The sequence below is a fragment of the Streptomyces sp. NPDC048057 genome (assembly GCF_040653095.1).
Taxonomy (GTDB): Bacteria; Actinomycetota; Actinomycetes; order Streptomycetales; family Streptomycetaceae; genus Streptomyces.
On the sequence record NZ_JBEZNF010000003.1, the window covers coordinates 226,395 to 247,771 of the forward strand.

The window sequence follows — 21,377 nt, forward strand, 5'->3', positions numbered from 1 at the left end:
TAGGGTCAGGAAGCGTCCAGCTCCCCTTGGAGGAGGTGAGGACCGTGGCAGCCCACGACGACGACATCAACCGCGGCATCCGGCCCGGGCGGGGGTCTGAGGACCCAGCCGGCCAGGTTGCCTATCTTGAGCAGGAGATCGCCGTCCTGCGCCGCAAGCTCGCCGACTCTCCGCGACACACGAGGATTCTCGAAGAGCGGATCGTCGAGCTGCAGACCAACCTGGCCGGCGTCTCCGCTCAGAACGAGCGGCTCGCCAACACGCTCCGTGAGGCCCGGGACCAGATCGTGGCCCTCAAGGAGGAGGTCGACCGCCTTGCGCAGCCGCCAGCCGGCTTCGGGGTCTTCCTGACCGCGAACGAGGACGGGACCTGTGACATCTTCACCGGGGGCCGCAAGCTCCGGGTGAACGTCAGCCCCAGCATCGACCTCGAAGAGCTGCGGCGCGGCCAGGAGGTCATGCTCAACGAAGCGCTCAACGTGGTCGAGGCCATGGCCTTCGAGCGCGCCGGGGACATCGTCACCCTCAAGGAGGTCCTGGAGGACGGCGAGCGGGCCCTGGTGGTCGGGCACACCGACGAGGAGCGGGTGGTGCGGCTCGCCGAGCCGCTGCTGGACGCCACCATCCGTCCCGGCGACGCCCTGCTGCTGGAGCCGCGCTCCGGATACGTCTACGAGGTCGTCCCCAAGAGCGAGGTCGAGGAACTCGTCCTCGAAGAGGTCCCGGACGTCGACTACAACCGGATCGGCGGCCTCGGCGGCCAGATCGAGATGATCCGCGACGCCGTCGAGCTCCCCTACCTCTATCCCGACCTCTTCAAGGAGCACGAACTCCGGCCGCCGAAGGGCATCCTGCTCTACGGTCCGCCCGGCTGCGGCAAGACGCTGATCGCCAAGGCCGTCGCCAACTCCCTTGCCAAGAAGGTCGCCGAGGTCACCGGGCAGCCCGCGGGGAAGAGCTACTTCCTCAACATCAAGGGCCCCGAGCTGCTCAACAAGTACGTCGGCGAGACCGAGCGGCACATCCGGCTGGTCTTCCAGCGGGCCCGGGAGAAGGCGTCGGAGGGCACGCCCGTCATCGTCTTCTTCGACGAGATGGAGTCCCTGTTCCGCACCCGGGGCTCCGGCGTCAGCTCGGACGTGGAGAACACCATCGTCCCGCAGCTCCTCGCCGAGATCGACGGCGTCGAGGGCCTGGAGAACGTGATCGTGATCGGCGCCTCCAACCGCGAGGACATGATCGACCCCGCGATCCTGCGCCCCGGCCGGCTCGACGTGAAGATCAAGATCGAGCGCCCGGACGCCGAAGCGGCGAAGGACATCTTCGCGAAGTACCTCACCGCGACGCTCCCGCTGCACGCCGACGACGTCTCGGAGCACCGGGGCTCCAAGGAGGCCGCGGCCCAGGCGATGATCCAGTCCGTCGTCGAGCAGATGTACGCGGAATCCGAGGAGAACCGCTTCCTGGAGGTCACGTACGCCAACGGCGACAAGGAAGTCCTGTACTTCAAGGACTTCAATTCCGGCGCGATGATCCAGAACATCGTCGACCGGGCCAAGAAGATGGCCATCAAGGCATTCCTCGACCACAACCAAAAGGGTCTGCGGGTCGCCCACCTCCTCCAGGCGTGTGTGGACGAGTTCAAGGAGAACGAGGACCTCCCGAACACCACCAACCCGGACGACTGGGCCCGGATCTCCGGAAAGAAGGGCGAACGGATCGTGTTCATCCGTACCCTTGTCACCGGAAAGCAGGGCGCCGACACCGGACGCTCCATCGACACGGTGGCGAACACCGGTCAGTACCTCTAAATGGGCACACCGGCTGCGGATGCCCCGGCCGGGCATCCGCAGCCGGTTTCTTTCCCCAGCGGGCCATAACCAGCCCATAACCAGCAATGACGAAATCGATCTCCCCACCAGCGCAGAGGCGTTCTAGGCTCTGCGGTACCGCCGAGTCGCGCAGTGCGGGGTCGGGCACCGCGTGCGCACCGGAGCACCAGCGGTACTTGAGCGCCGTTCCCGAACGGGAGCGCCGCCGGGCAAGGAGGGCCGCATGACCGTACGGCGAGTAATGGGCATCGAGACGGAGTACGGGATCTCCGTTCCGGGACACCCGAACGCCAATGCCATGCTCACCTCGTCCCAGATCGTCAACGCGTACGCGGCGGCGATGCACCGGGCGCGCCGCGCCCGCTGGGACTTCGAGGAGGAGAATCCGCTGCGGGACGCCCGCGGCTTCGACCTCGCCCGTGAGGCCGCCGACTCCAGCCAGCTCACGGACGAGGACATCGGCCTGGCGAACGTGATCCTCACCAACGGTGCCCGGCTCTACGTCGACCACGCGCACCCCGAGTACAGCTCTCCCGAGGTGACCAACCCGAGGGACGCCGTGCTGTGGGACAAGGCCGGCGAGCGGATCATGGCCCAGGCGGCCGAGCGGGCCGCCCAGCTCCCCGGCGCGCAGCCCATCCACCTGTACAAGAACAACACCGACAACAAGGGCGCCTCCTACGGCACCCACGAGAACTACCTGATGAAGCGGGAGACCCCGTTCTCGGACATCGTGCGGCACCTGACGCCGTTCTTCGTCTGCCGCCAGGTCGTCACCGGCGCCGGACGCGTCGGAATCGGCCAGGACGGCCATGAGCACGGGTTCCAGATCAGCCAGCGGGCCGACTACTTCGAGGTCGAGGTCGGTCTGGAGACCACCCTCAAGCGCCCGATCATCAACACCCGCGACGAGCCGCACTCGGACGCGGAGAAGTACCGCCGGCTCCACGTGATCATCGGCGACGCCAATCTCTCCGAGATCTCGACCTATCTGAAGCTGGGCACCACGGCCCTGGTGCTCTCCATGATCGAGGACGGCTTCATCGCGGTCGACCTGGCCGTCGAGCAGCCGGTGCGCACCCTCCACCAGATCTCGCACGACCCGGACCTGAAGCGACTGATCACGCTCCGCAGCGGGCGCACGCTCACCGCGGTCCAGCTCCAGATGGAGTACTACGAGCTGGCGCGCAAGTACGTGGAGGAACGCTTCGGGGTCGACGCGGACGAGCAGACCAAGGACGTCCTGGCACGGTGGGAGGACACCCTCAACCGCCTGGAGAACGATCCGATGAGCCTGGCCGGCGAGCTGGACTGGGTCGCGAAGAAGGAGCTGATGGAGGGCTACCGGCGGCGGGACGGCCTTGGCTGGGACGCCGCCCGGCTGCACCTGGTGGACCTCCAGTACGCCGACGTACGGCCCGACAAGGGCCTGTACAACCGGCTGGCGGCCCGCGGCAAGATGAAGCGGCTGCTGGACGAGGACGACGTCGTGCGCGCCGGGACGAAGCCCCCCGAGGACACCCGGGCCTACTTCCGCGGCCGGTGCCTGGAGCAGTACGCGGACGACGTGGCCGCGGCCTCCTGGGACTCGGTGATCTTCGACCTCCCCGGTCGGGACTCCCTCCAGCGGGTGCCGACCCTGGAGCCGCTGCGCGGCACGCGCAACCACGTCAAGGAGCTCCTGGACCGCTGCCGCACGGCGGAGGACCTGGTCCGGGTGCTCTCCGGCAATGAGCGCGGCTGAAATGCCTGGGCACTGGGAATCATGAGACCAGTGCCCGGTCGTTGTGGAAACTGCAGGGCCGATGTCAGTCCCGGCTTGTAGGGTCTGATCTTGTACAGACCCACACGAGCGGGCAGATTCGAGCGGGGTGAGGTTTATGGTGACCAAGGACACCGGCGGTGGACAGCAGAAGGCGACGCGTTCCACCGAGGAGGTCGAGGAGACCACGGAGGAGGTGAGCTCCGACCTCCAAGAACGCCAGGAGAAGCTCTCGGACGACGTGGATTCCGTTTTGGATGAAATCGACGACGTACTTGAGGAGAACGCCGAGGATTTCGTGAGGTCGTTCGTGCAGAAAGGTGGCGAATAATCGCCGCTGAGGTCGCTTGGCCTTCGGATCGAAGGTGGCGGTAAGGGGGGAGAGTGGCCGAAGCGGTCAAGCATTGTCGGGGTTGCGGTCGAGATCTACCGGTCAGCAGTTTCGCGAGCGACCGCAACCCGCGGCGATGGTTTACAGCAGCGGTGCCGGGAGTGCGTCTCCGCATACAGTGCGGAGCACTATCGGCGGAAGCGGGTGGCACTGGGCAAGACCGTTCGGAAGCGAGGCGAGGTGCCGCCCGGCCACAAACGGTGCCCCCGACGCGAGGAGACCAAGCCGCACTCCGCATGGGAGCGGAACAAGACCAGCTCGGATGGATGGGCGAGCTACAGCCGCGCCTGTCGGGCGCAGTGCAATCGTGCCTCGTACTTCAAGCGGAAGTAGGGCATCACCGAGGCCGAGCGCGACCAGATGATCGCCGCCCAGGGCGGTGTCTGCTTGATCTGTCAGGACGGTCCGGCGGAGCATGTGGATCACGATCATCGGACGGGTATGGTCCGAGGCGTGCTCTGCTTCAGTTGCAACGCAGCGCTGGGGCAACTCAAGGACCGGCCGGACGTCATGAGGCGTGCAGCCGCATACGTGGAAGGAAACCTGTGGAACCCAACACACGTAGCACAGGGAGTCTGCCGGCGGCCTTCCTGACGCCGGGCTCGTCCTCCTTCATGGACTTCCTGGCCGACCACTCGCCGGAGATGCTCCCGGGCAACCGGAAGCCGCCGGAGGGGATTGTCAAGGCTCCGCACGGCACGACCATCGTCGCGGTCACCTTCCCCGGCGGCGTGGTGCTCGCCGGTGACCGGCGGGCCACGATGGGCAACATGATCGCCCAGCGCGACATCGAGAAGGTGTTCCCCGCCGACGAGTACTCGGCCGTGGGCATCGCGGGCACCGCGGGCCTCGCGGTGGAGATGGTGAAGCTCTTCCAGCTGGAGCTGGAGCACTTCGAGAAGGTGGAGGGCGCCCAGCTCTCCCTGGAGGGCAAGGCCAACCGGCTCTCGACCATGATCCGGGGCAACCTCGGCATGGCGATGCAGGGCCTGGCGGTCGTTCCGCTCTTCGCGGGGTACGACGTCGACCGCGGGAAGGGCCGGATCTTCTCGTACGACGTCACCGGCGGTCGCTCCGAGGAGCAGGGCTTCGCCGCGACCGGGTCCGGTTCGGTCTTCGCCCGCGGCTCCCTGAAGAAGCTCTACCGGGACGACCTGACCGAGGAGCAGGTCGTCACCCTGGTCATCCAGGCGCTGTACGACGCCGCCGACGACGACTCGGCGACCGGCGGACCCGACGTGGCGCGCCGGATCTACCCGCTCGTCACGGTCATCACCGACGAGGGCGTCCGCAGGCTCACCGAGGAGGAGTCCTCCGAGGTCGCCCGGGCCGTGGTGGAGCGCCGACTCGACCAGCCCGACGGGCCGCGCGCCGCGCTCCTGTGACGCCTTCGCCACTGACAGTCCAAAGACAGAAAGGGACGGATAGCCGGTGACGACGCCGTTCTATGTCTCGCCCGCCCAGGCCATGCAGGACCGGGCCGAGTACGCCCGGAAGGGCATCGCCCGTGGACGCAGCCTCGTTGTGCTGCAGTACGCCGACGGCATCGTCTTCGTCGGCGAGAACCCGTCCCGTGCCCTGCACAAGTTCAGCGAGATCTACGACCGCATCGGGTTCGCCGCGGCCGGCAAGTACAACGAGTACGAGAACCTCCGCATCGGCGGCGTGCGCTACGCCGACCTGCGGGGCTACACCTACGACCGGGACGACGTGACCGCGCGGGGCCTGGCGAACGTCTATGCCCAGACGCTCGGCACGATCTTCTCCAGCCAGGCCGAGAAGCCCTACGAGGTCGAGCTGGTCGTCGCCGAGGTCGGGGCGACCGCGGACGGCGACCAGATCTACCGGCTGCCGCACGACGGTTCGATCGTGGACGAGCACGGCTCGGTCGCGGTCGGCGGCAACGCCGAGCAGATCAGCACCTTCCTGGACCAGCGCCATCGCGACGGGATGTCCCTGGCGGAGGCGCTGAAGCTGGCCGTGCAGGCGCTGTCGAACCAGACCAACGGCAATGACCGCGAGATCCCGGCGGAGCGGCTGGAAGTGGCGGTCCTGGACCGCACCAGGCCGCAGCAGAGGAAGTTCAAGCGCATCGTGGGCAGCCAGCTCGCCCGGCTGCTGGAGCAGGCGTCGGACGGCCCGTCGAAGGACGAGTCGGCCGAGGCTGCCGAGCCGGCCGACGGTGCCGACGAGGACGCAGGGGAGAAGTAGCGGGCCCGCAGGGAGCCTGCGTCGCAGTAGGGCGAGGGGCGCCCCGGGTCGGACCGACATCCGACCCGGGGCGCCCCTCGCGTACGTCCTGGGTCAGGTGCTCAGGACAGTGCCCAGTGGTGGAAGCCGTGCGGGCCACCGGTCAGCCAGGTGCCGTCGCCGAGCGGTGTCACCCGCCCCACCGGAACCGGATAGCGCAGCTGCCCCACCGGGCGCAGGGTGGCCGCGTTGCACAGCCAGTGGCGGGGCGCCTCGCCACCGTCGCCCCCGGGGCGGGCCCGGGCCGTGACCAGGACGTGTCGGCCGTCCAGCAGGTGCGCTTCCTCGAACATCTCGTTGTGGCCCCTGCGGACGTCCAAGGGGCCCGCACGGCGACCGGCGAGTGCCGCCAGGTCGTACACGGCGACCGGTTCGTCGGTGGTGATGTCGTGCGCGGCGAGTTCGTCGCGGTCGTCCTTGGGGGCGAGGCGTTCGGCGCGGCGCAGCGTCAGGGCGCGCGCGGAGCCCGGTACGAAGCCGATCACCTCGCGCATCCGCGTACCGCCGCGGATGTGCAGTCCGTCGCGGCGGGGTTCGATCCACCAGGTCGACCAGCTGTACCAGGCGGTCCAGCAGGACAGGGCGAGGAGCGAGCCGTCGGGGTGCCAGCGCTGGGTGACGACCGAGGCGCGGCTGTTGACCGGGCGGGCGGCCCGGATCCGTCCGGTGGCGGCGTCCAGGAGGAGCAGCACGTCCCGCCCGTACCGGGGGCCGTCGGGGGTGTCGCGCTGCCGGGTGCCGTTGCCCGTCGGCTCCGCGAGCGCCGGTACGACCGCGCTGACCAGGGTGCCGTCCGGGCTGACGGCCGGGGCGTCGGGCGCCTGCGGATGCGGCGGGCCGCCGTGCCACGTCGGGTGCGGCACCTCCCAGCGCACGCTCCCGGCGCCGTCGACCGCCCTTACGCACGTGGGCCCGGCGAGGACGGCGCCGTCGGCCAAGGGCGTGCCGTCCGCGCCCGGGGGCACCTCGACGGCGCAGCGCGGTGCGGCCCCGCCGCGCAGGAAGGCGCCGGTGTCGTACACCTCCAGCAGGTCCGCGTGGCGTACGGCCAGCCGCGCTCCGGCGGCCACGGCCGCCGAACCCGGCGCCGCGTCCACCGTCCCGACCAGGACGGCGTCGATCCGTGTCTCCGCCGGACTCGCCATGATCGTGATCGTGGCACGGCTCCGGACGCCCCCTCAAGGGTTGCAGGGGGTCCGCAACGCCCTCGTAGGAAACGGCCTCACGGGCGGTGCGGGGGAGCGGTGGAGGACCGGGCGACCAGTTGGACGGGCAGGTCGCCGTCGACGGGGGCGCGGCCGTCCAGGACCGCGAGGAGCGCCGACATGGCCCGCTCCCCGACGCGTTCGGCGGGGAGGTTCACGGTGGTCAACTCCGGCTCCAGGGCGCTGGCGAGCGACAGGTCGTCGAAGCCGGTGACGGAGACGTGCTCGGGGATGCGCAGTCCGTGGCGGCGCACCGCCTTGCAGGCGCCGGCGGCCAGCGTGTCACCGTCGCACACGATCGCGGTGGGCACGGGGCCGGGGCCGGCGAGCGCGGCGGAGACGGTCTCCCGCGCACGATGGACGTCCAGCGGGCTGTGCACGGTCCGCAGTTCCGTGCCGGGCACGGCGCCGAGGGCCTCGCCCAGGGACCGGGCGCGGACGTCGAAGGTCCAGGACTCCACGGCGGACGCCAGGTGCAGGAACCGGCGGTGGCCGAGTCCGAGGAGATGGCGGGCGATCTGGTGCATGCCGTCGGCGATGTCCAGGTTCACGTGCGCCGCCGCCCCCCGCTCGGCGGGATCGCTGTCGATCATCACCAGCGGCAGGTCCGCGCCCCGGAGCCGGGTCAGGGACCGGGCCGCCATGGAGGAGGCGATGATCCCGTCGAGGGCGGCGCTGGCCGAGGCGAAGGGGTCCTTCGCCGGGGTGCTGATGTCGGGGGAGGGGTAGACCACCACGCCGAAGCCGTGGTCGGCGGCCACCGACGCCGCACCCGTGTAGACGCGGGCGAAGAACTCGTTGGTCAGTGCGGGCACCACCAGCAGGGCGGTCCTGGTGCGGCCCAGCCGCAGGCTGCGGGCGGCGAGGTTGGGGCGGTAGCCGATCTCGCGCGCCGCGCTGCGGACCGTGCGCGCGGTCTTCTCCGAGACCCGGCCGCGCCACTTGTCGCCGAGGACGAGGGAGACCGTCGCCTGGGACACCCCGGCGACCCGGGCCACGTCCCGGCTCGTGGGCCGCGGCCCGTCGCCGTCGTGGCGGCGCGCCCCGCTCGTGTCGCTCGGGGAGTGGCCCTGTGCCATGCCTGCCGTCCTCGTCACCCGTCGGCCGCCCGCACGGGTCGGGACCCATCGGAGGGCGGCGCGGTGGACCGGTGGGTGTCGACATGGTACGTATAACGCCGGACGTTATACGTAAAACCTCGGGTGCTGCCGAGCGAAAGGGGCGGATCATGACCACAGGAGGCACCGGCGACGGAACCGGCGGCGGGGGTGCGCACTCCGCCCGCTACGCCGACGTGATCAAGGCGCCGTATGCGGCGCGCCTGCTCACCGGCACGCTCGTGGGACGGCTGCCGCACGTCACCGGACCCGTGGCCATCGTGCTCTTCACCCGGGCCGAGGGCGGCAGCTACAGCCTCGCCGGCGGGCTCGCCGCGGCGTACGGCATCGCGACCGCCGTCGGCCAGCCGCTGCTGGGCCGGGCCGTGGACCTCAAGGGGCAGCCGCGCGTCCAGCTGCCCGCGGCCGTGGTGTCCGCCCTCGGGATGCTCGTGCTGGCCCTCGCCGGGATCGGGACGCTGCCCCTCGCGTACGCCGCCGTCGTGGTGGCCGGCCTCTTCACCCCGCCGCTGGAGGGCGGCCTGCGGGCGCTGTGGTCCAGCGTGCTGGGGCGCGAGGCGCTGGTGCACCGGGCGTACGCCATGGACGCGATAGCCCAAGAGGTCATGTTCACCGTGGGCCCGCTCCTGATCACGGTGCTCGTCGCCGTCGGGTCCGAGTCGGCGGCGCTGCTGGTGATCAACGTGCTGGGCGTCCTCGGCACGCTCGCCGTCGTGTCGTCCGAGCCGTCCCGCACCTGGCGCTCCGGGCCCCGGGAGGCCCACTGGCTCGGCGCGCTGCGCTCGCCCGCGCTCCAGGTGGTCTTCGTCTCGTTCCTCTTCGTCGGGCTCGCGCTCGGCTCGATCACCGTCGCCGGCGTGGCGTACGCGGACGACCACGGCCGGGACGCGATCTACGGCTGGCTGCTGGCCGCCCTCAGCTTCGGCGCCCTGGTCGGCGGCGCGGTGTACGGCGCCCGGCAGTGGGCCGGCGCTCCCGAGCCCCGACTCCAGGCGATCGTCGCGGCGCTGGCCCTCGGCTACCTGCCGCTCGGGCTGACCCCGGGCGTGGCCCCGATGCTGGTGTTGGCCACCGTCTCGGGGCTCTTCCTGGCGCCCGCCCTCGCCTGCTCCTTCATCGTCATCGACCGCCACGCGCCCCGGGGCACGGTCACCGAGGCGTTCTCCTGGCTGGTGACCACCTTCGGCGTCGGCGCGGCCGTCGGCACCGCCGTGACGGGGCCGGTCGTCGAGGGCAGCGGGACCTCCTGGGCGTTCGTCGTGCCCGGCGCGGCGGGGCTCGCCGCGCTGTTGGTGCTGACGGCGGGCCGCCGGACCCTCACCCGGCCCCGGCGCGGAGCCGACGTCGCGGCCCCGGAATCGACCCCCGTCGTCGAACGTGTCGAAATTGATCGCAACGGTGCGCCCGAACCCGGTTTCAGCACCGGGCGTGAGGCGTAATGTTCAGACATGGACCGCCGCATTTTCGGGCTGGAGAACGAGTACGGCGTCACGTGCACGTTCAGGGGACAGCGCCGACTGTCGCCTGACGAAGTGGCGCGCTACCTCTTCCGCCGTGTCGTGTCATGGGGCCGCAGCAGCAATGTCTTCCTGCGGAACGGTGCCCGTCTGTACCTCGACGTGGGCTCGCATCCGGAATACGCAACGCCGGAATGCGACAACGTGACCGAACTGGTCACGCACGACAAGGCCGGCGAGCGCATTCTGGAAGGTCTGCTGGTCGACGCCGAACGCCGTCTGCACGAGGAGGGAATCGCAGGCGACGTCTATCTCTTCAAGAACAACACGGATTCGGCCGGAAACTCCTACGGCTGCCACGAGAACTATCTCGTCGCCCGCCACGGGGAGTTCTCCCGCCTCGCGGACATCCTCATCCCGTTCCTGGTCACCCGGCAGTTGCTGTGCGGCGCGGGAAAGGTGCTCCAGACGCCGCGCGGCGCCGTCTACTGCGTCAGCCAGCGCGCCGAGCACATCTGGGAGGGCGTCAGCTCGGCGACGACCCGTTCGCGTCCGATCATCAACACCCGGGACGAGCCGCACGCGGACGCCGAGCGCTACCGCAGGCTCCACGTCATCGTCGGCGACTCGAACATGTCCGAGACGACCATGCTGCTGAAGGTCGGCGCGACCGACCTCGTCCTGCGCATGATCGAGGCGGGCACCGTGATGCGCGACCTCACCCTGGAGAACCCGATCCGGGCCATCCGCGAGGTCAGCCACGACACCACCGGCCAGCGCAAGGTGCGCCTGGCCAGCGGACGCGAAGCCTCCGCCCTGGAGGTCCAGCGGGAGTACTACGAGAAGGCCGTCGACTTCGTCGACCGGCGCGGCATCCGCACCGGCACCGTGGAGCAGGTGCTGGAGCTGTGGGGCCGCACCCTGGAGGCGATCGAGACCCAGGAGCTGGACCGGATCTCCACCGAGATCGACTGGGTCATGAAGCACCAGCTCATCGAGCGCTACCGGGCCAAGCACAACATGACCATGTCCCACCCCCGGGTCGCCCAGATAGACCTCGCCTACCACGACATCCACCGCCGCCGCGGGCTCTACTACCTGCTGGAGCGCAAGGGCCAGGCCACCCGCATCTGCAACGACCTGAAGATCTTCGAGGGCAAGTCCGTGCCCCCGCAGACCACCCGGGCGCGGCTGCGCGGCGACTTCATCCGGCGCGCGCAGGAGCAGCGCCGGGACTTCACGGTCGACTGGGTGCACCTCAAGCTCAACGACCAGGCGCAGCGCACCGTGCTGTGCAAGGACCCCTTCCGCTCGGTGGACGACCGCGTCGAGAAGCTGATCGCCGGCATGTGACGCAGCGCCCCCGCCCCCGTGGACCGGCTCGCCCGGCCCGACCGGTCGTACGGGTGCATCCCCACGTCACACCAAACGGTGGAACGCCACCCGGGCCCCGTACGTTCTGCGTGCGGGGCCCTCGGCACGTCCTAGAGTGTCGAGGACTGTTTTCCGTGACGTCTGAGATCTGAGGAACACGTGCGTCGACAAGCCGGCCTCCGCTCCCTCGCCGTCGTATCCGCCCTGCTGCTGGCGACAGCGGCGTGCGGCAGCGACGACAAGGGTTCCGATTCCATCTCCTCCAAGGGCGGGCTTCCCGCGATCACCGAGGGTGCCAAGTTCGGCGAGAAGCCCACCCTGGACAAGGGCAAGGGAGACCCGCCCAAGGAGCTGAAGGTCGAGGTCATCACCCCGGGCACCGGCGCCGCCCTGAAGAAGGGCGACCAGGCCCAGGTGAACTACCTCGGCCAGGAGTGGGACGAGGCCGAGCCGTTCGACAACAGCTTCGACCGCGGCCAGCCCTTCCCCGTCTCCATCGGCGGCCAGGGCGTCATCGAGGGCTGGCAGAAGGCCCTGGAGGGGCAGAAGGTCGGCAGCCGCCTGGAGGTCTCCATCCCGCCGGCCCAGGCGTACGGCGAGCAGGGCCAGGACACCATCAAGGGCAACGCCACGCTGGTGTTCGTGATGGACATCGTCAAGGGCACCAACGTTCCGACGTCCGTCAAGGGCAGCCCGGTCCCGCAGGAGGACGCCGCCCTGCCGAAGGTCGGCGTGAACACCGACGGCAAGGCCCCCTCGGTGACCGTGCCGAAGTCGGACGCCCCGAAGAAGCTCGTGTCGAACTACGTCCTGGAGGGCACCGGCCCCGCCGTCACCGACAAGGACAGCGTCGTCGTGAAGTACGACGCCTACCTGTGGGACGGCGCCAAGAAGTTCGGCAGCACGTACAGCACGGGCGGCAGCGAGACCTTCACGCTCAGCCAGATCGGCGTCAAGGGCCTCAAGGACGGGCTGATCGGCAAGAAGATCGGCAGCCGCGTCCTGCTGGTCATCCCGCCGGACCAGGGCTTCGGCGAGCAGGAGCAGCAGGGCATCCCGAAGAACTCCACGCTGGTCTTCGCGCTGGACATCCTTGCGAAGATGTAAGACTGTCCCGGTTGCCCGTTCATCATTTGAGGAGCTAGTAGACAGTGAGCATCGAGAAGCCCGAGATCGACTTCCCCGGCGGCGAAGCCCCGAAGGACCTTGAGATCAAGGAGATCTGGGAGGGCGACGGCGCTGCGGCCAAGGCGGGCGACTTCGTCTCGGTCCACTACGTGGGCGTGGCCTTCTCCACCGGCGAGGAGTTCGACGCCTCCTGGAACCGGAACCAGGCGTTCAGGTTCCAGCTCGGCGCCGGCCAGGTCATCGCCGGCTGGGACCAGGGCGTGCAGGGCATGAAGGTCGGCGGCCGTCGTCAGCTGACCATCCCGGCCCACCTCGCCTACGGCGACCGCGGTGCCGGCGGTCGCATCAAGCCCGGCGAGACCCTGATCTTCGTCGTGGACCTGCTCGGCGTGTGACCCCGATCGGTCACCTCCCGGCCCTCGCGGCCCGGGTCGGGGCCCACGCTCCCCGCGGAGCGTGGGCCCTCGGCTTTTGTCCCGACGCCCCGGGACGGTACGGTCATCGGGCGGAACGCGGTTCGATCACCAAGTCGGAAAGTCAGAAGAGGGTGCGGGGCGTCGATGGCGATTGCCAAGGCCGAGCGGCTGATGAACCTGGCGCTGTGCCTGCTCGGGACCCGGCGCCCGCTCAGCAAGCGTGAGCTGCGCGAATCCATCGAGGCGTACGTCGAGGCGTTCCGGCCCACCGACCCCTCCGCCGGCTCCGACGAGTCCTTCAACCGGATGTTCGAGCGCGACAAGGACGACCTGCGCGAACTCGGCCTGGTCATCGAGACCGTGGAGAACCTGGACGGCGAGGTCGGCTATCTGGCCCGCCGCGACAGCAACCGACTGCCCCCCATCACCTTCGACCCCGAAGAGGCCGCGGCCCTCGGGCTCGCCGCCAGGGTGTGGCAGCAGGCGCGGCTCGCCGGCGCTGCCAGCGGCGCCCTGCAGAAGCTGCGGGCCGCCGGCATGCCCGAGGCGGAGGACGCGTACGAGACCCAGACGAGCGCGCTGGAGCCGCGGATCCCGGTCCACGAGGCCGCCTTCGAGCCCCTGATGCTGGCTTGCCGCGACCGGCGGCCCGTGGTCTTCGACTACCGCAAGGCCAGCGCCGCCCGCCCCGAACAGCGCCAGGTCGAACCGTGGACGCTGGAGTGCTGGCGCGGCCACTGGTACCTGGCGGGCTGGGACCGCGACCGGGGTGCCGAGCGGGTGTTCCGGCTCTCGCGCATCACCGGCCGGGTCCGCTCCCGCGCCGGGCGGTTCACCGCCCCCGTGCCCGACGTCTCCACCGTCCGCGAGACCGTGGAGAGCTGGGCGGGGGAGACCGCGACCCGCACCGCGCGCATCCGGCTGCGCACCGACTGCGGATACCCGCTGCGCGCCCGCGCCCTCGCGGTGCACCCGGCCGGGCCCGGCTGGGACGAGTTGGAGATCCCGTACGGACACGGACTCGACGCCTGGCTCGTGGAGTTCGGGCCCGACGCGGTCGTGCTGGAGCCCGCGGACCTGCGGGCCGACGTGATGGACCGGCTGCGCGCCGTGGCCGAGGGCTGAGAAGGGGAGTCACAGACCATGGCCGCCAACGCCATCGACCAGACCAGGCGGATGCTCTCCCTGGTCACCTACCTCCGGGAACGCCCCGGCGCCCGCGTCGGCGACGTCGCCCGCGCCTTCGGCATCTCCGAGGACGAACTGATCTCCGACCTGGACCTGTTGCCGATGTGCGGCACCAGCTTCCGCGGCGGCGACCTGCTGGACATCGACACCGACGGCGACCGCATCTGGTGGCACAACCCCGACGACGTCGCCGAGCCGCTGCGACTGGCCGCCGACGAGGCGACCGCGCTGCTGGTGGCCGCGCGGGCGGTGGCCATGCTGCCGGGGCTGCGCGAGCGCGACCGCGAGGCGCTGCTGCGCGCCACCGCGAAGCTGGAGACCGCGGCGGGGGAGGCGGCCGGCGCGTCCGCCCGGCTCTCGGTGACCTTCGAGTCCGAGGGCGGGGTCTTCGCGGCCGTCGACCGGGCGCTCACCGAGAAGCGCCGGCTGTGGCTGCGCTACTACTCGCCGGCGCGCGACGAGCTGACCGAGCGCGAGGTGGACCCGATCCGGCTCTTCGCCGTCGGGCACACCTATCTGGAGGGGTGGTGCCGGCTCTCCGAGGCGCGCCGCACCTTCCGGCTCGACCGGGTGGCCGAGATTCGACTGTTGGACGATCCGGCCGCACCCCCCGAGATCGAGCTGCGCGACCTCTCGGAGGGGCTCGTCCAGCCGTCCGCCGACGACCCCGAAGTGGTCGTCGAGGTGGGGCCCGGCGGGCGTTGGGTGGCCGAGTACTACCCGCACGACAGCGCGGAGGAGCTGCCCGACGGCGGTCTGCGGATCACGCTCCGCACCCCGTCCCCTGCCTCGCTCCGGCGGCTGGCGCTGCGGCTGGGGCGGGACGGGCGGATCACCGAGCCGGCCGAGTTGGCGGCGAGCGCGCGCCGGGCGGCCAGTGACGCCCTCGCCGCGTACGCCGACGGGGAGTGACCGGCTCTCGATGTCTGGAACCTCACCTTCCGTCGTGGTGGACCCGCTCGGGTCCGGCGGAATCATCGCCGTCGATACCGTCGATACCGTCGATTTTCGGCAGGACGGCATGGCGGACGCGGCGGTACGGGATGATCGGTCGGTAGCGGTGGACACGGCAAGTGCCGAGGGGAGGCGCCGCTCGGGAGAGCGCTCGGCACCGTGTGCGGACCGGCGCTCGGGGGAGCCCGGCCCATCGGAGAAGCCCGAAGTAGAGGGAGATTCGCGCCCCATGTCCCTGATGCCGGATATCGCGGCTTCCGCTCTGGCGGGCCCCGTCCTCTTCAAGGCCGCCTGCCCCGACTGCCGCGCCGGCTTCGAGCTGTCCGCGGAGGCGCTGCGGCTGGCCGTCGGCGGCAGCCGGCGCACCACGTTCTACTCCTTCACCTGCCCCGAGTGCGGCGCGGCCGTCCGCAAGCCGGCGGGGGAGCGGATCGTCGAACTCCTCACCCGCGGCGGGGTCAGCACCCTCCGCCTCCAGCCCACCGCCGCCACCCCTTAGGTTCCCGAGGTCCGTTTCCATGTCTGCGTCTCTGGGTTGGCCCATGCTCGCCATCGCCCTCGGCTTCGTCGGGATCGCCGTCCTCGGCGTCCTCGGGATCCGGGTCTTCATCGAGGTCCAACGGCTGGGACGGGAGGTCGCACGCACGAGCGAGCGGATCGGGCGCGCCGCCGAGGAGCTGGAGCGGTCCGCGGCCCACCTGGCACAAGGCGCCGGTTCGACCCGCTGAAGGGCCCGTTCCGCTACCCGTTGATCGTCGCTTGAAAAGCGCCAATGGCCCAGGTCGGAGGCGCCGGCCGGCAATGTGGCGGATGCATGGGCATTGCCCTGTGTTTACTCCCCCGGGTTACGATCGCTCACAACACGGTGGTCGGACGCCTGTCCGGGCACCGCGCCAGCTACACCCCAGCCGCCTCGGTGAGAAGGTACAAGCTTATGTTCGGTGGACGGATCGGACCTGCCGAGATCATCCTGGTCCTCGTCGTGATCATCCTCCTGTTCGGTGCGAAGAAGCTCCCGGACATGGCCCGTTCCCTGGGCAAGTCGGCCCGCATCCTCAAGAGCGAGGCCAAGGCGATGAAGTCCGACGGCAAGGACCCCGCGACGCCGGCCGCGCCGCCGCAGCCGGGCCCCGCCCAGGAGCAGCCGGCCAAGACCATCCAGGCCGCTCCCGGGGACGTGACCAGCTCGCGCCCGGTGAACGAGCCGACGGACTCCGCGCAGCGCTGAGACAGGGCCACCCACAGGCCCGTCGCGGAGGGCGGGCCTGCCGCACGAGATGAGGACGTGGGTTGCTCAAGTCTGCCCGCAAAGTGGAGAAGGACCCCGAGGGACGGATGCCCCTCGTGGAGCACCTGCGCGAGCTGAGGAACCGGCTCGCCAAGGGCATCCTGGCGATCGTGCTCGTCACGGTCGTCGCGGCCTTCTTCTACAACGACATCATCAACTTCTTCACCGAACCGGTGTTGAAGTCGGTGGGGTGTAAGGACTACACCTTCTCCGAGCTGCAGAAGAAGCCCGAAGGCACGACCTGTGCACAGATCACGATCAACGGTCTGCTGACGCCCTTCACGCTTGCGTTGAAGGTCTCCCTGATGGCGGGCGTGGTCCTCGCCGCGCCGATCTGGCTGTACCAGCTCTGGGCCTTCGTCGCCCCCGGGCTGCACCGCAGCGAGAAGAAGTACGCCATGGCCTTCGTCGGCGCCGGCTTCCCGCTCTTCCTCGGCGGCGGCTACTTCGCCTACGCGGTGCTTCCCACCACGGCGAAGGTCCTGATCGAGTTCACGCCGTTCGGCGTGGACAACCTCCTGCCGCTGGACGACCTGCTCGACCTGGTCACGCGGATGGTCATCGTCTTCGGCCTCGCCTTCGAACTGCCGCTGTTGCTGGTGATGCTGAACATCGGCGGCGTCATCACCGGCAGGCGGATGCTCGGCTGGTGGCGCGGCATGATCATGGGCATCACGATCTTCTCGGCGGTGGCCACCCCGAGCACCGAGCCGCTGACGATGATGATCCTCGCCGGCCCCATCGTCCTGCTGTACTTCCTCGCCACCGGCTTCTCGCTGCTGAACGACCGACGGCGGCGGCTGCGGGAGCTGCGCGGACCGGGTGACGACGAGGCGTCCGACCTGGACCTCACCCCCGAGGACGTCGGCGAGGTCGAGGCCGTCGGCGCTGCGGGGCGGCTGCCGGAGCAGGGCGGACGCGAGGGCGAGGGCGGTCGCGCCCACCGGGTGAACGGTTACGACGACATCACCTGAGGCCCGTCGCCGCCGGCCCCACGGGCCGAGCAAGATCCGATCGCACCGCGCCCGGCCCGGGAACGCCTCCGGGGCCGGGCGCGGCGTCGTGTGCGCCGAAGCCCCGCCCGGCCATCACTCGCAGCCGTTCCACCCGGTCCTGACCGTGCAGTAACGTCACGCGGGTGACCAGCGAGATCACTCTCTTCGTCAACCCCGCGGCGGGCCGCGGACGCGGCGCCCGCGCCGCGCAGCCCGCCGCCCGGGCGCTGCGCGACGCCGGTTTCTCCGTGCGCACGGTCCTCGGCGAGGACGCGCCCGACGCGCTGCGCCGCGCCAAGGACGCCGTCGCCCGCGGCACGGGGGCGCTGATAGCCGTCGGTGGCGACGGCATGACGTCGCTCGCCCTCCAGGCCGTCGCCGGCACCGCGACCCCGCTCGGCGTGATCGCCGTCGGCACCGGCAACGACTTCGCCCGCTCCCTCGGCCTGCCCGTGCGGGACCCCTCCGCCGCCGGTCGGCTCGTCGCGGACGTCCTCAAGAACGGCGCGGCCCGCCATGTCGACCTGGGGCGGGTCGGCGAGCGGTGGTACGGCACCGTGCTCGCGTCCGGCTTCGACTCCCGGGTGAACGACCGGGGCAACCGCATGGGGCGCATCGCCGGCCGGTTCACCTACGACGTGGCGCTGCTCGCCGAACTGGCGGCCCTGCGCCCCATCCCGTACCGCCTCACCCTCGACGGCGGTGCGGTCGAGGAGGTCGAGGCCGTCCTCGTCGCGGTCGGCAACGGGGAGAGCTACGGCGGCGGCATGCGGATCTGCGCCGGCGCCTCCCAGGAGGACGGCCTGCTGGACGTGACCGTGGTCGGCGCGTGCAGCCGCACCACGCTGCTGCGGGTCTTCCCGCGGGTGTACCGGGGCACCCACCTCAGCCATCCCCTGGTCACCGTGCACCGCGTCCGTGCGATCACGCTGGAGGCCGCGGGCATCAACGCGTACGCGGACGGCGAGCGGCTGGGCCCGCTGCCGCTGACCGTCGAGTGCGTGCCCGGGGCGGTCCGGGTGCTCGCACCGCCCCAGCCGGCCTGACCGCGGGGTGAGTGCGCCCCCACGGACGGTGAGGCCCTCCCCGGGAAGGGTGCCCCGGGCAACCACTTCTGCGATAAGACCGCGCTGACTGTCGTACCTGCCGGGTAGGCTCACGTACAAGATGACCGAGGACCTCTCTCCCGCCGAGCGCTATGCTGCCGCCCGCGTCCGCGCCGCCGAGCAGGCCACCGCGCTGGCTCCCTTCCGCGAGTTGTACGAGTTCGGCCTGGACCCCTTCCAGATCGAGGCGTGTCAGGCCCTGGAGGCCGGGCGCGGCGTGCTGGTCGCCGCCCCCACCGGCTCCGGCAAGACGATCGTGGGCGAGTTCGCCGTCCACCTCGCCCTCCAGCAGGGCCGCAAGTGCTTCTACACCACCCCGATCAAGGCGCTGTCGAACCAGAAGTACACCGACCTCGTCAAGCGGTACGGCGCCGACAAGGTCGGCCTGCTGACCGGTGACAACAGCGTCAACTCCGAAGCGCCCGTGGTCGTGATGACCACCGAGGTGCTGCGGAACATGCTGTACGCGGGCTCCCAGTCGCTGCGCGGCCTCGGCTACGTGGTCATGGACGAGGTCCACTACCTCTCCGACCGGTTCCGCGGCGCCGTGTGGGAGGAAGTGATCATCCACCTCCCCGAGTCGGTGACCCTGGTCTCGCTCAGCGCGACCGTGTCCAACGCGGAGGAGTTCGGCGACTGGCTGGACACCGTCCGCGGCGACACCGCGGTGATCGTCTCCGAGCACCGGCCCGTGCCGCTGTGGCAGCACGTGATGGCCGGCCGCCGGATCTACGACCTCTTCGAGGAGACCACCGACCACGGCGGCCGGGGCACCGCCCGCCGCGAGGTCAACCCCGACCTCGTCCGGCTGTCCCGGATGGAGAGCCAACGCTCCTACCAGGCCCGCGACCGCCGCCGCGGCCGGACGATGCGCGAGGCGGACCGGGAGCGCGAGCGCCGTGGACGCAGCCGGATCTGGACCCCGGGCCGCCCCGAGGTCATCGACCGGCTGGACGCGATGGGCCTGCTGCCCGCGATCACCTTCATCTTCAGCCGCGCCGGCTGCGAGGCCGCGGTCCAGCAGTGCCTGTACTCGGGCCTGCGGCTGAACGACGACTCGGCCCGCCTCCAGGTCCGCGAGATCGTGGAGGAGCGCACCTCCGCCATCCCCACCGAGGACCTGAACGTCCTCGGGTACTACGAGTGGCTGGAAGGCCTGGAGCGCGGCATCGCCGCCCACCACGCCGGCATGCTGCCGACCTTCAAGGAGGTCGTGGAGGAGCTGTTCGTCCGCGGCCTGGTCAAGGCGGTCTTCGCCACCGAGACCCTGGCGCTCGGCATCAACATGCCCGCGCGCTCGGTGGTCCTGGAGAAGCTGGTGAAGTGGAACGGCGAGCAGCACGCCGACATCACCCCCGGCGAGTACACCCAGCTCACCGGCCGCGCCGGCCGGCGGGGCATCGACGTCGAGGGGCACGCGGTCGTGCTGTGGCAGCGCGGCATGGACCCGGCCGAGCTCGCCGGCCTCGCGGGCACGCGCACGTATCCGCTGCGCTCCAGCTTCAAGCCGTCGTACAACATGGCCGTCAACCTGGTCGAGCAGTTCGGCCGGCACCGCTCGCGCGAGCTGCTGGAGACCTCGTTCGCACAGTTCCAGGCCGACCGTTCGGTGGTCGGCATCTCCCGCCAGGTCCAGAAGAACGAAGCGGGCCTTGAGGGCTACCGGGAGGGCATGACCTGCCACCTGGGCGACTTCGAGGAGTACGCGCGGCTGCGCCGCGACCTGAAGGACCGGGAGACGGAGCTGGCCAAGCAGGGCGCGGCCCAGCGCCGGGCGGCTGCGGCCGTGGCGCTGGAGCGGCTGCGGCCCGGTGACGTCATCCACGTGCCGACGGGCAAGTCGGCCGGTCTCGCCCTGGTGTTGGACCCCGGCATCCCGGCCGGGCGGACCAACGGGCACCGCGGCTTCGAGCAGCACGACGGGCCACGTCCGCTGGTCCTCACCGCGGAGCGGCAGGTCAAGCGGCTCGCCGCGATCGACTTCCCGGTGCCGGTGGAGCCGTTGGAGCGGATGCGGATCCCCAAGTCGTTCAATCCGCGCTCGCCCCAGTCGCGCCGTGACCTGGCGTCCGCGCTGCGCACCAAGGCCGGCCACATCGTGCCCGAGCGCCACCGCAAGCAGCGCTCCGCCGCCGCGGACGACCAGGAGATCAACCGGCTGCGCTCAGCCCTGCGCGCCCACCCCTGCCACGGCTGCGACGAGCGCGAGGACCACGCCCGCTGGGCCGAGCGCTACTACCGACTGCGCCGCGACACCCGCCAGTTGGAGCGCCGCATCGAGGGGCGTACGAGCACCATCGCGCGCACCTTCGACCAGATCGTCGCCCTCCTGACCGAGCTGGACTACTTGAGGGAGGACGAGGTCACCCCGCACGGCCGCCGGCTCGCCCGGCTCTACGGCGAGCTGGACCTGCTGGCCAGCGAGTGCCTGCGGGACGGCGTGTGGGAGGGGCTGAGCCCGGCCGAGTTGGCGGCGTGCGCCTCCGCGCTGGTCTTCGAGTCCCGGCAGTCGGACGACGCCGTCGCGCCCAAGGTCCCCGGCGGTGCGGCGAAGGCCGCGCTCGGCGACATGGTCCGCATCTGGGGCCGGCTCGACGCGCTCGAAGAGAGCTTCAAGATCAACCAGGCGGAGGGCGTGGGCCAGCGCGAGCCGGACCTCGGCTTCGCCTGGGCGGCGTACCAATGGGCCTCGGACAAGAACCTCGACGAGGTGCTGCGCGAGACCGAGATGCCCGCGGGCGACTTCGTCCGCTGGTCGAAGCAGGTCATCGACGTCCTCGGGCAGATCGCCGCGGCGGCCCCCGGCGACCACGGCACCGTCGCCAGGGCCGCGCGCCGGGCGGTGGACGCGATGCTGCGGGGCGTCGTGGCGTACAGCTCGGTCGGCTGATCCGCCGGGGCCGCCCGCCGCTG

Annotated in this window: 20 protein-coding genes; 18 read left to right on the forward strand and 2 right to left on the reverse strand. The window is 70.8% G+C overall.

Annotated features, from left to right (window positions below; translation table 11 throughout):
* The first annotated feature begins 44 nt into the window (after positions 1 to 44).
* The 6 genes from arc to prcA all read left to right on the forward strand — a co-directional run bounded on the left by arc (position 45) and on the right by prcA (position 6,196).
* Positions 45 to 1,811 carry a proteasome ATPase gene (gene arc, locus AB0E05_RS04785; RefSeq protein ID WP_361958769.1) on the forward strand — a complete coding sequence of 589 codons (1,767 nt, stop codon included), beginning with the start codon at positions 45 to 47 and terminating at the stop codon, positions 1,809 to 1,811.
* Positions 1,812 to 2,055: 244 nt separating this feature from the next.
* Complete coding sequence (gene dop / locus AB0E05_RS04790; protein WP_361958772.1) at positions 2,056 to 3,576, forward strand: depupylase/deamidase Dop; 1,521 nt, start codon at positions 2,056 to 2,058, stop codon at positions 3,574 to 3,576.
* Between the two features lie 136 nt (positions 3,577 to 3,712).
* Entirely contained in the window at positions 3,713 to 3,925 is a 213-nt protein-coding gene (locus AB0E05_RS04795) for a ubiquitin-like protein Pup (RefSeq protein WP_361958775.1), read from the forward strand.
* Between the two features lie 420 nt (positions 3,926 to 4,345).
* A complete protein-coding gene (locus AB0E05_RS04800) occupies positions 4,346 to 4,579 on the forward strand; it encodes an endonuclease VII domain-containing protein (RefSeq protein WP_361958778.1) in 234 nt (77 codons plus the stop codon).
* Positions 4,531 to 5,370 carry a proteasome subunit beta gene (gene prcB / locus AB0E05_RS04805; protein ID WP_361958781.1) on the forward strand — a complete coding sequence of 280 codons (840 nt, stop codon included), beginning with the start codon at positions 4,531 to 4,533 and terminating at the stop codon, positions 5,368 to 5,370. Before AB0E05_RS04800 ends, prcB begins: the two co-directional genes overlap by 49 nt.
* Before the next feature lie 46 nt (positions 5,371 to 5,416).
* The gene (gene prcA / locus AB0E05_RS04810) at positions 5,417 to 6,196 is read left to right on the forward strand and encodes a proteasome subunit alpha (RefSeq protein WP_361958784.1); all 780 of its coding nucleotides are present in this window, start codon (positions 5,417 to 5,419) and stop codon (positions 6,194 to 6,196) included.
* A 101-nt stretch (positions 6,197 to 6,297) separates the two neighbouring features.
* On the opposite strand, the gene AB0E05_RS04815 is transcribed toward prcA, so the two are convergent.
* Positions 6,298 to 7,380, reverse strand: coding sequence for a hypothetical protein (locus tag AB0E05_RS04815; protein WP_361958787.1), 1,083 nt, complete (start codon positions 7,378 to 7,380; stop codon positions 6,298 to 6,300).
* A gap of 77 nt (positions 7,381 to 7,457) precedes the next feature.
* Positions 7,458 to 8,519: a LacI family DNA-binding transcriptional regulator gene (locus AB0E05_RS04820; RefSeq protein ID WP_361958789.1), complete on the reverse strand. Its 1,062-nt coding sequence runs from the start codon at positions 8,517 to 8,519 to the stop codon at positions 7,458 to 7,460.
* A 149-nt stretch (positions 8,520 to 8,668) separates the two neighbouring features.
* On the opposite strand from AB0E05_RS04820, the gene AB0E05_RS04825 reads away from it, so the two are divergent.
* From AB0E05_RS04825 to AB0E05_RS04880, 12 genes are all read left to right on the forward strand, one after another.
* Positions 8,669 to 9,997, forward strand: coding sequence for an MFS transporter (locus AB0E05_RS04825; RefSeq protein WP_361958792.1), 1,329 nt, complete (start codon positions 8,669 to 8,671; stop codon positions 9,995 to 9,997).
* Between the two features lie 9 nt (positions 9,998 to 10,006).
* Positions 10,007 to 11,368 carry a Pup--protein ligase gene (gene pafA / locus AB0E05_RS04830; protein WP_361958795.1) on the forward strand — a complete coding sequence of 454 codons (1,362 nt, stop codon included), beginning with the start codon at positions 10,007 to 10,009 and terminating at the stop codon, positions 11,366 to 11,368.
* 180 nt (positions 11,369 to 11,548) lie between these two features.
* Positions 11,549 to 12,496 (forward strand): FKBP-type peptidyl-prolyl cis-trans isomerase, encoded by a 948-nt coding sequence (locus tag AB0E05_RS04835; RefSeq protein ID WP_361958798.1) that lies wholly within the window; start codon positions 11,549 to 11,551, stop codon positions 12,494 to 12,496.
* Between the two features lie 44 nt (positions 12,497 to 12,540).
* Positions 12,541 to 12,912, forward strand: a complete 372-nt coding sequence (locus AB0E05_RS04840; RefSeq protein ID WP_361958801.1) for an FKBP-type peptidyl-prolyl cis-trans isomerase — start codon at positions 12,541 to 12,543, stop codon at positions 12,910 to 12,912.
* A 165-nt stretch (positions 12,913 to 13,077) separates the two neighbouring features.
* Positions 13,078 to 14,058, forward strand: a complete 981-nt coding sequence (locus tag AB0E05_RS04845) for a WYL domain-containing protein (protein ID WP_361958804.1) — start codon at positions 13,078 to 13,080, stop codon at positions 14,056 to 14,058.
* Positions 14,059 to 14,076: 18 nt separating this feature from the next.
* Positions 14,077 to 15,033 carry a WYL domain-containing protein gene (locus AB0E05_RS04850; protein ID WP_361958807.1) on the forward strand — a complete coding sequence of 319 codons (957 nt, stop codon included), beginning with the start codon at positions 14,077 to 14,079 and terminating at the stop codon, positions 15,031 to 15,033.
* Positions 15,034 to 15,304: 271 nt separating this feature from the next.
* Positions 15,305 to 15,574 (forward strand): hypothetical protein, encoded by a 270-nt coding sequence (locus tag AB0E05_RS04855; RefSeq protein ID WP_361958810.1) that lies wholly within the window; start codon positions 15,305 to 15,307, stop codon positions 15,572 to 15,574.
* 31 nt (positions 15,575 to 15,605) lie between these two features.
* The gene (locus AB0E05_RS04860) at positions 15,606 to 15,803 is read left to right on the forward strand and encodes a hypothetical protein (protein WP_361959096.1); all 198 of its coding nucleotides are present in this window, start codon (positions 15,606 to 15,608) and stop codon (positions 15,801 to 15,803) included.
* 206 nt (positions 15,804 to 16,009) lie between these two features.
* Positions 16,010 to 16,303: a Sec-independent protein translocase subunit TatA gene (tatA, locus tag AB0E05_RS04865; RefSeq protein ID WP_361958813.1), complete on the forward strand. Its 294-nt coding sequence runs from the start codon at positions 16,010 to 16,012 to the stop codon at positions 16,301 to 16,303.
* A 62-nt stretch (positions 16,304 to 16,365) separates the two neighbouring features.
* A complete protein-coding gene (gene tatC / locus AB0E05_RS04870; RefSeq protein WP_361958816.1) occupies positions 16,366 to 17,337 on the forward strand; it encodes a twin-arginine translocase subunit TatC in 972 nt (323 codons plus the stop codon).
* A gap of 164 nt (positions 17,338 to 17,501) precedes the next feature.
* Positions 17,502 to 18,404, forward strand: coding sequence for a diacylglycerol kinase (locus AB0E05_RS04875; RefSeq protein ID WP_361958819.1), 903 nt, complete (start codon positions 17,502 to 17,504; stop codon positions 18,402 to 18,404).
* 121 nt (positions 18,405 to 18,525) lie between these two features.
* Positions 18,526 to 21,354 carry a DEAD/DEAH box helicase gene (locus AB0E05_RS04880; protein WP_361958822.1) on the forward strand — a complete coding sequence of 943 codons (2,829 nt, stop codon included), beginning with the start codon at positions 18,526 to 18,528 and terminating at the stop codon, positions 21,352 to 21,354.
* Positions 21,355 to 21,377 lie beyond the last annotated feature (23 nt).

Bases quoted from the DNA above. Each gene is read 5' to 3' on its own strand.
- AB0E05_RS04880 (WP_361958822.1), top strand. From the start codon at position 18,526: ATGACCGAGGACCTCTCTCCCGCCGAGCGCTATGCTGCCGCCCGCGTC.
- AB0E05_RS04815 (WP_361958787.1), bottom strand. From the start codon at position 7,380: ATGGCGAGTCCGGCGGAGACACGGATCGACGCCGTCCTGGTCGGGACG.
- pafA (WP_361958795.1), top strand. From the start codon at position 10,007: ATGGACCGCCGCATTTTCGGGCTGGAGAACGAGTACGGCGTCACGTGC.
- AB0E05_RS04825 (WP_361958792.1), top strand. From the start codon at position 8,669: ATGACCACAGGAGGCACCGGCGACGGAACCGGCGGCGGGGGTGCGCAC.
- tatA (WP_361958813.1), top strand. From the start codon at position 16,010: ATGTTCGGTGGACGGATCGGACCTGCCGAGATCATCCTGGTCCTCGTC.
- AB0E05_RS04845 (WP_361958804.1), top strand. From the start codon at position 13,078: ATGGCGATTGCCAAGGCCGAGCGGCTGATGAACCTGGCGCTGTGCCTG.
- AB0E05_RS04795 (WP_361958775.1), top strand. From the start codon at position 3,713: ATGGTGACCAAGGACACCGGCGGTGGACAGCAGAAGGCGACGCGTTCC.
- AB0E05_RS04855 (WP_361958810.1), top strand. From the start codon at position 15,305: ATGTCCCTGATGCCGGATATCGCGGCTTCCGCTCTGGCGGGCCCCGTC.
- AB0E05_RS04850 (WP_361958807.1), top strand. From the start codon at position 14,077: ATGGCCGCCAACGCCATCGACCAGACCAGGCGGATGCTCTCCCTGGTC.
- AB0E05_RS04820 (WP_361958789.1), bottom strand. From the start codon at position 8,519: ATGGCACAGGGCCACTCCCCGAGCGACACGAGCGGGGCGCGCCGCCAC.
- AB0E05_RS04800 (WP_361958778.1), top strand. From the start codon at position 4,346: ATGATCGCCGCCCAGGGCGGTGTCTGCTTGATCTGTCAGGACGGTCCG.
- dop (WP_361958772.1), top strand. From the start codon at position 2,056: ATGACCGTACGGCGAGTAATGGGCATCGAGACGGAGTACGGGATCTCC.